The organism is Vibrio sp. Vb1729, assembly GCF_033338655.1.
Taxonomy (GTDB): Bacteria; Pseudomonadota; Gammaproteobacteria; order Enterobacterales; family Vibrionaceae; genus Vibrio; species Vibrio alginolyticus.
Window position 1 is genome coordinate 39,678 of sequence record NZ_JAWOTB010000017.1, and the last position, 13,406, is coordinate 53,083.

The window sequence follows — 13,406 nt, forward strand, 5'->3', positions numbered from 1 at the left end:
AAGTTAGCCGCCGATAGACGCGAGGTGTGGCGTCATACCAGTATTGCCATCATGCAAGAAATGGCTTACCGACTTGGTTTGTAACTGCGCCTGGATACGTTCAATAAGCTCACTCTCTTGCTCATCACGTTCCAAAAGATCACGCAATTCTACACCATGGTCTCCAAACAGACATAGGTGCAGCTTACCCATCGCAGAAACGCGCAGTCGGTTGCAGCTTTCACAAAAGTCTTTTTCATAAGGCATGATAAGACCTATTTCACCCTTGTAATCAGGATGAACAAATACTTGCGCAGGACCATCATTATGCGAGCGCACTTTCAGCAACCAACCATTTGCAATTAGCTGGTTACGAATTGCCACTCCGGATACATGGTGCTTATTAAATAGCTCATCCATCTCACCCGTTTGCATCAACTCAATGAAACGCAGTTGGATTGGACGATCTTTTATCCAGTTAAGAAACGCTGGCAGCTCGTGATGGTTCAGATCTTTCATCAACACCACATTAACTTTTACTTGCTCATAACCGACCTCGAACGCACGTTCGATACCATTCATGACTTCAGTAAACTTATTTTCACCTGTGATTTGATGAAACATACGCGGGTCAAGGCTATCCACACTGACATTAATGTGGGTTAAACCCGCTTCACGCCAATCTGCGACTTGTTTTGCCATGCGATAGCCATTGGTTGTCGTTGCAACTTTTTGAATGCCAGGCGTCGCCGCTACTGAATGGATAATGTCGGTAAAATCTTTGCGTAAGCTAGGCTCACCACCAGTGATGCGCACTTTTGACGTGCCACAATCAGCGAATGCTTTTACGACCCGTTTGATTTCAGGGAGAGATAAAAAAGACGAGTTTTTATTGCCCGAAGGCTTATAGCCATCAGGAAGGCAATAGGTACATTTGAAATTACATACGTCGGTCACAGACAGACGCAAGTAATAAAACTTACGATGAAATTTGTCTTCGAATTGTTGCGCCACGGAACACCTTTCCAAACACGGGAGGCATGGCCATTTCCAATCATGCCCTTGTGACAGTATGCCACTGGCTCAAAACGCTTATCCAAGGACTTAGCAATAGTGAGCTCGGAGTTATGGCAACCAGAGATATGAAATCTCTGATAGCTTTGCGGTGTAAAATACTTAATATTTGTAATGGAATCCAGACTTGAGTGATAAAAAACTCTCTAGAGACACAATTTACCGCTAAGTGAGTACCTTTAAGACACTCCTTAAGATAAATTGTAGCCGTTTTTTATTAGATTATTAGAAGAACATAATGAATATCTACACAGATAAAAAAGTGGTCGCTGTTGGCGGTGGTCATGGCTTAGGTCGAATGCTGGCCGCATTACGAGATTTTGGCAGCAATGCAACTGGGATTGTTGCCACGACTGACAATGGTGGTTCAACAGGAAGAATTCGTCACTGCCAAGGAGGAATCGCTTGGGGAGACACACGTAACTGTATTAATCAGCTCATTACAGAGCCTTCGATCAGTTCTATGATGTTTGAATATCGCTTCAAAGGCACTGGCGAACTTGATGGTCATAATCTTGGTAATTTGATGCTTACTGCACTCGATAACTTATCGGTCAGACCTTTAGATGCCATTAATCTGATTCGCAATATGTTAAAAGTCGACGTTAACATCCTTCCTATGTCCGAACACCCTTCGGATCTTTCCGCGTTATCCGTAGATGGGAAGTGGGTTACGGGAGAAACAAATGTCGACGAAATGAAAGCAGACTTGCGACGTTTGGATCTTTCACCAGAAGTGCCTGCTACCAAAGAAGCCATCACAGCTTTGGCGGAAGCGGACGCGATTATTCTTGGCCCTGGCAGTTTTTTAACTAGTATCATGCCTCCTTTATTGCTGCCTGAACTCGGCAAAGCGATTGCAGCAAACACAAAAGCAAAAGTCATTTTTGTTGCTAACCTGAGTCCAGAATACGGCCCAGCGGGACGAATGACGATGGCTCAAAAATTAGAATGGTGTGAACGTGCCTGTCAAGGAAGAAAAATAGACGTGGTTCTAGCAGAGAAAACCGAGCAAGACGTCTTAAGTCAATGGAATGTAGTGACGGAGTCACTCGCCTCCTCTAACCGAGACTGGCGTCACGATAGAAACAAGCTCAAACTAGCGATTGAAAATCAGCTACAACTTTCTATTTAAGAGCACGTTACCTGGCTAGCGCCCTCTTTTAAGGTGTTTATTGATAATGAAAACCCTTCTGTCATCGAAGGGTTTTAGTTCAGGCATCCAGTAAGAACAGATGTTTACTAAGAAAAAATGGTTAATAGGAATAAATAGTTACTGTCGCCAAGAGCGATAAGCATCTCGAGTTTCGTGCAAAAGATCGAACATAACCTCTAACTCCTCAGACTCCGCAGTCAACTCACCGGCTTTCGCTTTTTTGTCTATGGACATCGCCAGTTCACAAAGGCGATCTGCCCCAAAGCTCGCAGCACTACTTTTCAACGCGTGGCTGATTTCTTTTGAGTAAGCTAATCGCTCTGCCCCCTGCAGTTGGGATAAGTTCTCGATATAGGTATCCATTTCTCCTAGGAAGATATCGAACAGTACAGGTACGTTGTCACTGCCAATTTCCATCGACAGTTCATCTATTTTTTGCTGATTTAATACATTTACACTCATACTTTTTGCCGCTCTTCCTTGCCGTTCCATGCCTGTAACTTGCGGTAAATCGTCGACGGACTGACATCAAGGTATCCCGCCGCTCGAGGAATATTGCCATCACATGCTTCAATCGCTTGCTCGATTGCCATTTTTTCCGTCATCCATAATGGCATAATCTCAGATGCGGTCATCGCTTTCGGCTCAATTAATTTAGCCACAGACGACGGACGGTCAAGCGGTTGATTCAACGGTGGCGGTAACATGTCCAACGTAATCTCTTTACCGTTGTTTAGAACAACGATATTGCGTAGCACGTTTTGTAACTGACGAACGTTACCCGGCCACTCATAGCTGTTGAATCGCTCGATGACATCAGGCGCAAAACGTATGAAGCTTTTTCCTTCTTCGTGTGACATGTAACCTAGCAGTGAGTATGCAATTTCAATAACATCTTCGCCTCGTTCGCGTAAAGGCGGTAAATGCAAAGGAATGACATACAAACGATAGTACAAATCTTCACGGAATCGACCTTCTTGTACCTCTTTCCAGGGATCACGGTTAGTGGCACAAACAAAGCGCACATCCACGCTCTTCATTTTTGAGGAACCCACTTTTTGGAATGTGCCCGTTTGAATAAATCGTAGCAACTTGGTTTGTAAATCCAAGTCCATCTCACAAAGCTCATCTAGAAAAAGTGTGCCGCCATCCGCTAACTCAGCTGCCCCTTGACGATCATTCGCAGCGCCAGTAAAGGCCCCTTTTACGTGACCAAACAGTTCACTCTCAATCAAATCTTTTGGAATTGCAGCACAGTTAATTGCAATAAAAGGTTTGTCACCACGTTTACTTGCTGCGTGAATAGCCTCGGCACATACCTCTTTACCAGTACCACTTTCACCTGTGATAAAAATACTCGCTTTACTGCTCGCCGCTGAATCTATCGTACGGTAAACCTGCTGCATGGTTTGGCTACTGCCGATAAACCCCTGATAGCTCTGATTGCCTGGATTATCGGCTTCATTTTTTAGCTTGGTCGCTTTACGAATGGCATTGTTAACCGTGACACGTAAACGGTCTGCTTCACACGGTTTAATTAGAAAGTCTTGTGAGCCATGACGCATGGCCTCGACAGCGGTATCGATAGAACCGTGAGCGGTCATAAAAATTATAGGTACGTCGGGATGACTCTTTTTAACGGCATGTAAAACGTCCATCCCCGTCATATCTGGCAGACGGAGATCGAGTAAAATAAGATCTGGAATTCGATGATTTAGGCTCTCAATGGCATCCCTACCTGTGCCGACAATATTGATATCTATGCCAAGCGGTGTCAGGTATGAGCGGTACAGAGCCGCAACAGATGCGGTGTCCTCGACCATTAAAAGGTAACGAGACTTTGGGCCTTCGGGTTTTTGTTGCATAACCTAGCTATTATTTTGTTGTGTTTTAAACAATAATCGCATTACGCTTTGCATTTTGCAAATAACATTAGCTAAATTATGGGCAAAGGAAAAAATTCAAAAATAATATCAATTATTTAAAAAGTGGCACAAACCATGCTGTAACGATAGTGACCCCTCGGGTCACCTAGCCAACTGACGTTGTTAGTGAACGATATGTTCACAAAACAAGCCAATAGACCCGACTGCCTATTGGCTTCTTTTTTTTACAAGCGACCTAAAATGCTTGGATAGTTAAATCGGTAAGTTTGTTCAACTATTTGCGATGAACTGCGCTCGTAGTTTTTCAATCTCGTCACGCTTTTGTGCCGCTAACTCAAACTCTAAATCTTGCGCATGCTGATACATCGCTGCCTCCAGTCGACTGATTTCTTTTTCTAGCTGCTGAGGGGACAGTGCCTCGTAAGTTTGCGAAGGCTCCGCCACTTTCGATAATGGTACCTGTTTAGTGTTACGCTGGCGTTTAGACTTAGTGATATCGCCAAGTTCCATGATGTCTTTGATATTTCGTTTGAGCGCTTGTGGCGAAATACCCATTTCTTCGTTGTACGCTTCCTGCTTCTCGCGACGACGGTTAGTTTCATCCATCGCCTTTTTCATTGAGTTGGTGATTCGGTCAGCGTATAAAATCGCCTTACCTTCGATGTTTCGTGCAGCACGACCAATGGTCTGAATGAGTGAGCGTTCAGACCGCAAGAAGCCCTCTTTATCCGCATCCAAAATTGCAACTAACGAGACCTCTGGCATATCCAGGCCCTCTCTCAATAAGTTTATTCCCACCAGCACGTCAAATTCCCCAAGACGAAGGTCACGGATAATTTCCACACGCTCAACAGTATCAATGTCTGAGTGTAAATAACGTACCTTAACATCATGTTCGTGAAGGTATTCGGTGAGATCTTCAGCCATTCGTTTGGTCAGTGTTGTAACCAGAACTCGTTCATCTTTAGCTGCGCGAATACGGATCTCAGACAATAGGTCGTCGACTTGGGTCGCTACTGGGCGAACTTCCAACTCAGGGTCAAGCAAGCCTGTAGGACGAACGACTTGATCCGCTACATCACCCGCCGATTTTTCTAGTTCGTAATTTCCAGGAGTAGCAGAGACGAAAATCGTTTGTGGCGCTAGTGCTTCAAACTCCTCAAACTTCAGTGGACGATTATCCAAAGCTGAAGGTAACCGGAAACCAAACTCCACCAGCGTTTCTTTACGCGAACGGTCGCCTTTATACATGGCACCTATCTGCGGTACTGTCACGTGAGATTCATCGATGATCAACAAGCCATCATGAGGTAAGTAGTCAAACAGGGTTGGTGGCGGCTCACCTTCCGAGCGTCCACTGAGATAACGAGAATAGTTTTCGATACCGGAGCAAAAGCCCAACTCATTCATCATTTCGATATCGAATTGAGTGCGCTGGCTAATTCGCTGCTCTTCCAGTAGCTTGTTGTTATCTAGAAGCTGCTTTTTGCGCACTTCTAGTTCGACTTTAATATTTTCAATCGCTTCAAGAATGCGATCTCTTGGCGTGACATAGTGCGTCTTGGGATAGATGGTATAGCGCGGCAAGTCTCGTTGTTTCACCACGCCTGTCAATGGATCGAACACACTGATGCAATCCACCTCATCGTCAAACATCTCAACGCGCACAGCGTCTTGGTCTGATTCAGCAGGGAATATATCAATCACCTCGCCACGGACACGGAACTGCCCTCGCTCAAAAGCAACATCATTGCGCGAGTATTGGAGCTCCGCTAGGCGACGAAGCATATCACGCTGATCAATCACATCACCGCGACGTAGGTGCAGCATCATTTGTAGATACGATTCAGGATCACCCAAGCCATAGATAGCCGATACCGATGCAACAATAATGGCATCTTTACGTTCTAGTAGTGCTTTTGTAGCAGACAAACGCATTTGTTCTATATGCGCGTTAACTGAAGCGTCTTTCTCTATAAAGGTATCCGTGGTCGGAACGTACGCTTCAGGTTGGTAGTAATCGTAGTAAGAAACAAAATACTCAACCGCATTATTAGGAAAGAATGACTTCATCTCACCATATAACTGAGCAGCAAGCGTTTTGTTTGGCGCAAGTAATATTGCAGGTCGTTGGGCTTGAGCAATCACATTCGCTAGTGTGAAGGTTTTACCTGAGCCTGTGACCCCCAACAAGGTTTGATGTGCTAGCCCAGCATCGAGCCCCTCAAGCAACTGATTGATCGCTCCTGGTTGATCGCCCGACGGCTGATAATCGGAGACCAATTCATAGACTTTACTCATACCCTTCCTCAATTTTACTGCGCTTTGGCTGTATATATATACACCTTAGCTAATGAAATCTACGTCTATCGAGAATTTAACCATCATTGTTAATAAATTTTCTTGTTTGTCTAGAATGCTATAGCCATACAAAAGTGACTCTGATATATTACTTCGCCCTAGTTGAAGAGCTACACACATTCTTCACATTATAGTTTCCACAACTTTTCCCCAAAAATTAGCTTAAAACTTTCTTATCCCCAAAAGATTGATTTTTATCCACTTTGAATGCCTTTTGATTAACATCGATAAATCTCTGTTTTATTTGCTTATTTTACGCATAACTCTGACTAAAAATTCATTAAATAAAAACTTAGTTGCATATCAATTTTCTTTACCCAGATCTCATCAACATACTTATCCACAAATTTAGTGGATAACTAACCTCAAGCCTTTACTGGCAAGCCATACAGAAAAGTAAAGCCCTTAACTCAATATTTTTTGCTAAAAATGTATTTTTTTACTGTTGACAGTAGTTTGAGTGCTCGGTAAGATTCGTCCCGCTTTCAAGCAAAGCAATTCCTCCTTAGCTCAGTTGGTAGAGCGACGGACTGTTAATCCGCAGGTCGCTGGTTCGAGCCCAGCAGGAGGAGCCAGATTATAGAAAAGCCGTGTCGCAAGACACGGCTTTTTTTGTATCTTAATCGCCATGAAATCTAAGCCAATCTAGGCGCCATAAAATCACACCGAAAAAAGTTCAAATTACAGAACTCATAACATTGTCATAGATAGTGTTCTCACAGCACCACACATTTAATTCTGTCTCTTTTCTAGCAAAACACAATCGTAAATAGTTGAATCTATTATTAATGCAATTTAATCATTAAAAAAATGAAAAGCATTCATTTTACTCATAATAAATAAATCCATACGATTAAAAGGGTTAAGAATGGTTCCGTCCTACTCGTCGCCTCCATTCTAATTATCAATAACTTAGGGATTTACTTATGACTATTCCGACAACTGACATGCTAGATGCATGGGCTGGATTTACTGCTGGTGAATGGCAAAACTCTGTCAACACTCGTGACTTCATCCAAAAAAACTATACACCCTATGAGGGAGACGAGACTTTCTTAGCTGAAGTTAGCGAATCCACTTCAGCATTATGGAACCAAGTGCTTGAAGGCATAAAACAAGAAAGCCGCACACACGCCCCTATTGATTTTGACACAGACTTGCCCTCAACAATCACTTCCCACGATGCAGGCTACATCAACAAAGATCTGGAAAAGATCGTTGGCTTACAAACTGATCAACCGCTAAAACGTGCAATCATCGCCAATGGCGGGATTCGCATGGTCAAAAACTCTTGCGAAGTTTATGGCCGCGAGCTGGATCCAACGGTTGAAAAAATCTTCACTGAATACCGTAAAACTCACAACAAAGCGTGTTTCGACCTTTACACCAAAGAAATCCTAGCGTGTCGTAAATCCGGCATCATTACGGGTCTTCCTGATGCCTATGGCCGTGGTCGTATTATTGGTGACTATCGCCGTCTCGCCCTATACGGTATCGACTTCTTAAAAGCAGACAAAAAAGAACAATACAATTCAACACAAACGTTCTTAGAACAAGGCAACGATCTTGAGAAAACACTTCGTCTTCGCGAAGAAATAGCCGATCAAGTTCAAGCACTTGAAGACATTCGTCAAATGGGTCTGAAATACGGTATTGATATGTCGCTACCTGCAAAAACAGCACAAGAAGCGATCCAATTTACCTACTTTGGCTACCTAGCGGCGGTTAAATCGCAAAACGGCGCAGCAATGTCACTGGGCCGTACTTCGACTTTCCTAGACGTCTATCTAGAACGCGATATCGCAAACGGTTTGATTGATGAATCACAAGCGCAAGAAATGATTGACCACTTCATCATGAAGCTACGCATGGTTCGCTTCCTACGCACACCAGAATACGATTCATTGTTCTCTGGCGACCCAATCTGGGCAACCGAAGCCATGGCTGGTATGGGCGTTGATGGCCGTACGCTAGTATCTAAAACGACATTCCGGTACTTACATACACTACATACTATGGGCCCTGCTCCTGAGCCAAACATGACGATTCTTTGGTCAGAGCAATTACCTGAAGCGTTCAAGCAATACGCTGCAAAAGTGTCGATTGATACCTCTTCTGTTCAATACGAAAACGACGATCTAATGCGTCCTGATTTCAACAATGACGACTACGCGATTGCATGTTGTGTGAGCCCGCAAATTGTTGGTCAGCACATGCAATTCTTTGGTGCACGTGCCAACCTTGCAAAAGCGCTGCTTTACACCATCAATGGTGGTATCGATGAAAAATCGAAAGCGCAAGTGGGTCCGGTAGTGGACAAAGTTCAAGATGAAATTCTCGACTTTGACGCTTTGATGCCTCGTTTCGACAATATGTTGGAGTGGCTAGCAACGCAATACGTCACAGCGTTGAACATCATCCATTACTCACATGACCGTTACAGCTACGAAGCATCACTGATGGCATTGATGGATCGCGACGTGCACCGCACCATGGCGTGTGGTATTGCAGGTCTGTCTGTTGTCGCTGACTCTTTGGCGGCAATTAAATACGCGACCGTGAAACCTGTTCGTGATGAAGATGGCATCGCCGTTGATTTTGAAATCGAAGGTGATTATCCAAAATTTGGTAACAATGATGCCCGTGTTGATGACATCGCTTGTGATCTGGTTGAGCGCTTCATGAAGAAAATTCAGAAGATGCACACCTACCGCGAAGCAGTGCCAACTCAATCGATCCTAACGATCACATCTAACGTGGTTTACGGCAAAAAAACGGGTAATACACCAGATGGCCGTCGCGCAGGTATGCCTTTTGGCCCGGGTGCAAACCCAATGCACGGTCGTGATGAAAAAGGGGCGGTTGCGTCTTTGGCATCGGTATCTAAACTGCCGTTTGCTTACGCGAAAGATGGTATTTCTTACACCTTCTCAATTGTGCCTAACGCACTGGGTAAAGATGAATTAAGTCAGAAGAAAAACCTAGCCGCGCTAATGGATGGTTACTTCCATCACGAAGCAAGCAACGAGGGCATTGCGATTGAAGGTGGTCAACACCTTAACGTCAACGTTCTGGACCGAGAGATGTTATTGGATGCGGTTGAACATCCAGAGAAATACCCTCAGTTGACGATTCGAGTGTCTGGTTATGCGGTACGTTTTAACTCTCTAACGACAGAGCAACAGCAAGACGTCATCACTCGTACCTTCACAAGTAAGATATAAACACAGTCCATCAAGCACTCAGAAAGTTTAAATAATTAGCTTGTAAATATGCGTTGCCCGCCTCTCTTTTCTACCTGGGAGAGGCGGGCTTTTTTTAAAATCACACATTAGATGAAAATTAATAGGTAGTATCCTCTCGCTAACAATACATTCAGCAAACGATTCAATTTCTTATTGATTCATCAAAATACATCAATTAGACGACTATTTTTCCATCGTGTATGTAAAACCACATCGTTCACTGGTTGTTATTGGTGTCACAAAACACGATAATATCAAGATCGGATTTTAAGAACGTAATAACTATGACCGAATATGTTTTGTTGTTGGTCGGCACTGTGCTGGTGAACAACTTTGTACTGGTGAAGTTTTTGGGCCTATGTCCTTTCATGGGTGTGTCCAAAAAACTGGAAACAGCAATAGGTATGGGCTTAGCGACAACTTTTGTGCTAACGCTCGCGTCAGTGTGTGCGTATTTAGTGGAAAGCTACATCCTTCGTCCACTGGGTATTGAGTACCTTCGAACCATGAGTTTTATTTTGGTGATAGCCGTTGTGGTGCAGTTCACCGAAATGGTTGTGCACAAAACCAGCCCGACGCTTTATCGCTTGCTTGGCATTTTCTTACCGCTGATCACAACAAACTGCGCAGTATTGGGCGTGGCACTTCTTAACATTAATGAAAACCATAACTTTATTGAATCGATCATCTACGGCTTCGGCGCCGCTGTTGGTTTCTCGTTGGTGTTGATACTTTTTGCATCCATGCGAGAGCGCATAGCCGCCGCCGACGTTCCTGTACCTTTTAAAGGTGCATCAATAGCAATGATTACAGCAGGTTTAATGTCACTCGCCTTTATGGGCTTTACAGGTTTGGTGAAGTAAGCGATGAGTACGATTTTAATTGCGATTATCGCGTTAGCGGTTCTGGCTGCGATTTTCGGCGCGATACTTGGTTTTGCTTCTATTCGCTTTAAAGTTGAAGCGGACCCTATTGTGGATCAAATCGACGCCATTTTACCGCAAACTCAATGCGGTCAATGTGGCTACCCTGGTTGCCGCCCTTATGCTGAAGCAATTGCAAATGGCGACCACATAAACAAATGTCCCCCTGGTGGTCAGGCAACAATCGAAAAGCTCGCCGACTTAATGGGTGTTGAGCCAGAAGAATCTGCGCACGATCTCGACAGCAAAATTCCAACCGTTGCGTTTATTCATGAAGACATGTGTATTGGCTGCACTAAGTGTATTCAGGCGTGTCCGGTGGATGCAATTGTAGGCGGAACAAAGGCGGTCCATACCGTAATCAAAGATGAATGTACGGGCTGTGACTTGTGTGTTGCCCCATGTCCGACTGATTGTATTGAAATGATTCCTGTGGCAACGACCACAGAAAGCTGGAAGTGGCAACTTCACTCCATTCCGGTACTTAACATTACGGATGCTGCCGACAATGCAGCGAACGTGAAAGATTCAATTAAGTAAGGTTTCACATGTTGTCTTTGATTGAACAAATTCGTACAGGCGCGCTTTGGGATTTCCCAGGTGGTGTGCATCCGGCAGAAAATAAAAAGCAGTCCAACAAAACTGAACTCGCTCATGCGGCTATCCCGTCAGAAATTGTATTGCCGCTAAAACAGCACATTGGTAAAGCGGGTAACCTACTGGTTGCCGAAGGTGACTACGTATTAAAAGGTCAGCCATTAACGCAATCGGAGACCGGCTTTACGGTTCCAGTGCATGCTCCAACATCAGGTACGCTCACCGCGATTGAGCCACGAACTGTCGCGCACCCTTCTGGGTTAAGTGAGTTGTGCGCAGTCATCACGCCTGATGGGAAAGATGCATGGTGTGAAAGAAACCCCGTCGCAGATTACCAACAAGAAACCCCTGACGCACTGATTGATATTATTCGTCTCGCTGGTATTTCTGGTATGGGTGGCGCAGGCTTCCCTACTGCAAAAAAAATCCAATCAGGTTTTGCTCGTACCGAGATTCTTATCGTTAATGCAGCAGAGTGCGAGCCATACATCACGTCTGATGACAAGCTCATGCAAGAACATGCCGAAGAGCTTATTCAAGGTATCGAAATTGTCGAACATATCCTGACACCAAAGCTCACGATTATTGGCATTGAAGACAACAAGCCAGAAGCAATCAAAGCGCTAGAAGCTGCGGCTATAAACAAAGATATCGTTATTCGCGTTATCCCGACTAAATACCCTTCTGGCGGTGAAAAACAGCTGATCAAAATTTTAACCAATAAAGAAGTACCAAGTGGCGCGATTCCAGCCGATATTGGTATTTTGGTTCAGAATGTTGGTTCTCTTTACGCTATCAAACGCGCAGTCATCGACGGTGAACCGATGATAAAGCGCATCGTGACTCTCACTGGTAAAACCTTCAAACAACCACGCAACGTTTGGGCATTGTTAGGGACACCAGTACAAGCACTGTTGGATGAGTTTGGCTATAAAGCAGATAAGAAGTTACAGCGTTTAATTATGGGTGGGCCAATGATGGGCTTTACCCTTCCTCACTCCCAAGTGCCGATTACCAAGACAGCAAACTGTATCCTTGCTCCGACTCGTCGTGAGATCTCTCCGCACCAGTATGAGATGGAATGTATTCGCTGTAGCCAATGTGCAGAAGCGTGCCCTGCTTCGCTGCTGCCTCAACAACTGCAATGGCATGCAAAAGCTGAAGAGTATGACAAACTCGAAGAATTAAACTTAAAGGATTGTATCGAGTGCGGCGCTTGTGCGTTTGTATGTCCAAGTGAAATTCCGCTCGTACAGTACTACCGCCAAGCGAAAGCAGAAATTAGAACTAGAACACAAGAAGCGGAAGCTGCAGAGCGAGCAAAACTGCGTTTTGAAGAGAAAAAAGCGCGTATGGAACGCGAAAAAGCAGAACGTGAAAATCGCTTCAAGAAAGCTGCCGATCAACGCCGAAAAGAGATGAAGTCTTCTGGTAGCGATGATGCGATAGCAGCAGCGATCGCACGAGTGAAAGCTCAAAAGACAGAAACCACAGAAAAAGCAGAGCCAGCAGTAAAACCCGCCGTAGCGGCAGCCATTGCCAAAGCGAAGGCGAAACAAGCTGCAGCAGCTAAAGCAGGCTCTAGTGAACCTGATAACTCAGAAATGGCAAAACTGCGCGAAGAACGCAAACGTCTTGCTCGCGAACGTAAAGCGCAAAAAGAACAAGGCGAAACGCCAGACAATAACGCTGATGATAAAAAATCGGCAGTTGCGGCCGCCATCGCCCGAGCTAAAGCGAAAAAAGCACAACAAGAAGATTCAACTGAATCTGTAGAATCGGAAACGTCTGCACAGCAAGACAGCGATCCGAAGAAAGCCGCGGTTGCTGCTGCCATTGCACGTGCCAAAGCACGTAAAGCGAAGCAAGCAGACTCAACTGAAGCGGAAGAAGCTGAAGCACCTACTGAGCAAACCGACGATCCGAAAAAAGCCGCCGTGGCTGCTGCGATTGCACGTGCCAAAGCACGAAAAGCGAAGCAAGCAGACTCAACTGAAGCGGAAGAAGCTGACGCACCTGCCGAGCAAACCGACGATCCGAAAAAAGCCGCAGTTGCCGCTGCAATTGCTCGAGCCAAAGCGCGCAAAGCGAAGCAAGCAGACTCAACCGAAGCGGAAGAAGCTGACGCACCTGCCGAGCAAACCGACGATCCGAAAAAAGCCGCAGTTGCCGCTGCAATTGCTCG

9 protein-coding genes, 1 tRNA gene and 1 riboswitch are annotated in these 13,406 nt (G+C 44.9%); of the genes, 6 read left to right on the forward strand and 4 right to left on the reverse strand.

Annotated elements, in window-relative coordinates:
• Window positions 1-3: 3 nt before the first annotated feature.
• Entirely contained in the window at window positions 4-993 is a 990-nt protein-coding gene (gene moaA / locus R7E29_RS10250) for a GTP 3',8-cyclase MoaA (protein ID WP_017636052.1), read from the reverse strand.
• A riboswitch (molybdenum cofactor riboswitch) is annotated at window positions 982-1,116 on the reverse strand. It overlaps the preceding gene by 12 nt.
• Before the next feature lie 175 nt (window positions 1,117-1,291).
• Here moaA and R7E29_RS10255 point away from each other — a divergent pair.
• Window positions 1,292-2,188 (forward strand): YvcK family protein, encoded by an 897-nt coding sequence (locus tag R7E29_RS10255; protein ID WP_005388931.1) that lies wholly within the window; start codon window positions 1,292-1,294, stop codon window positions 2,186-2,188.
• A gap of 138 nt (window positions 2,189-2,326) precedes the next feature.
• Here the strand turns inward: R7E29_RS10255 and luxU are convergent, their stop codons facing one another.
• The 3 genes from luxU to uvrB all read right to left on the reverse strand — a co-directional run bounded on the left by luxU (window position 2,327) and on the right by uvrB (window position 6,396).
• Complete coding sequence (luxU, locus tag R7E29_RS10260; RefSeq protein WP_054576229.1) at window positions 2,327-2,671, reverse strand: quorum-sensing phosphorelay protein LuxU; 345 nt, start codon at window positions 2,669-2,671, stop codon at window positions 2,327-2,329.
• On the reverse strand, window positions 2,668-4,074 hold the full coding sequence (luxO, locus tag R7E29_RS10265) for a quorum-sensing sigma-54 dependent transcriptional regulator LuxO (protein WP_005380768.1): 1,407 nt from the start codon (window positions 4,072-4,074) through the stop codon (window positions 2,668-2,670). Before luxO ends, luxU begins: the two co-directional genes overlap by 4 nt.
• Window positions 4,075-4,365: 291 nt before the next feature.
• The gene (gene uvrB, locus R7E29_RS10270) at window positions 4,366-6,396 is read right to left on the reverse strand and encodes an excinuclease ABC subunit UvrB (protein WP_017636056.1); all 2,031 of its coding nucleotides are present in this window, start codon (window positions 6,394-6,396) and stop codon (window positions 4,366-4,368) included.
• 559 nt (window positions 6,397-6,955) lie between these two features.
• Between uvrB and R7E29_RS10275 the strand changes: the two genes are divergently transcribed.
• From R7E29_RS10275 to rsxC, 5 genes are all read left to right on the forward strand, one after another.
• Window positions 6,956-7,031, forward strand: a tRNA-Asn gene (locus tag R7E29_RS10275).
• A gap of 351 nt (window positions 7,032-7,382) precedes the next feature.
• Window positions 7,383-9,680 (forward strand): formate C-acetyltransferase, encoded by a 2,298-nt coding sequence (pflB, locus tag R7E29_RS10280; protein WP_054576231.1) that lies wholly within the window; start codon window positions 7,383-7,385, stop codon window positions 9,678-9,680.
• A gap of 305 nt (window positions 9,681-9,985) precedes the next feature.
• Window positions 9,986-10,564 carry an electron transport complex subunit RsxA gene (gene rsxA / locus R7E29_RS10285; protein WP_005380762.1) on the forward strand — a complete coding sequence of 193 codons (579 nt, stop codon included), beginning with the start codon at window positions 9,986-9,988 and terminating at the stop codon, window positions 10,562-10,564.
• A 3-nt stretch (window positions 10,565-10,567) separates the two neighbouring features.
• Window positions 10,568-11,164: an electron transport complex subunit RsxB gene (gene rsxB / locus R7E29_RS10290; RefSeq protein ID WP_005380760.1), complete on the forward strand. Its 597-nt coding sequence runs from the start codon at window positions 10,568-10,570 to the stop codon at window positions 11,162-11,164.
• Between the two features lie 8 nt (window positions 11,165-11,172).
• On the forward strand, window positions 11,173-13,406 hold a 2,234-nt coding region (gene rsxC / locus R7E29_RS10295; RefSeq protein ID WP_318082640.1), incomplete at its 3' end, for an electron transport complex subunit RsxC.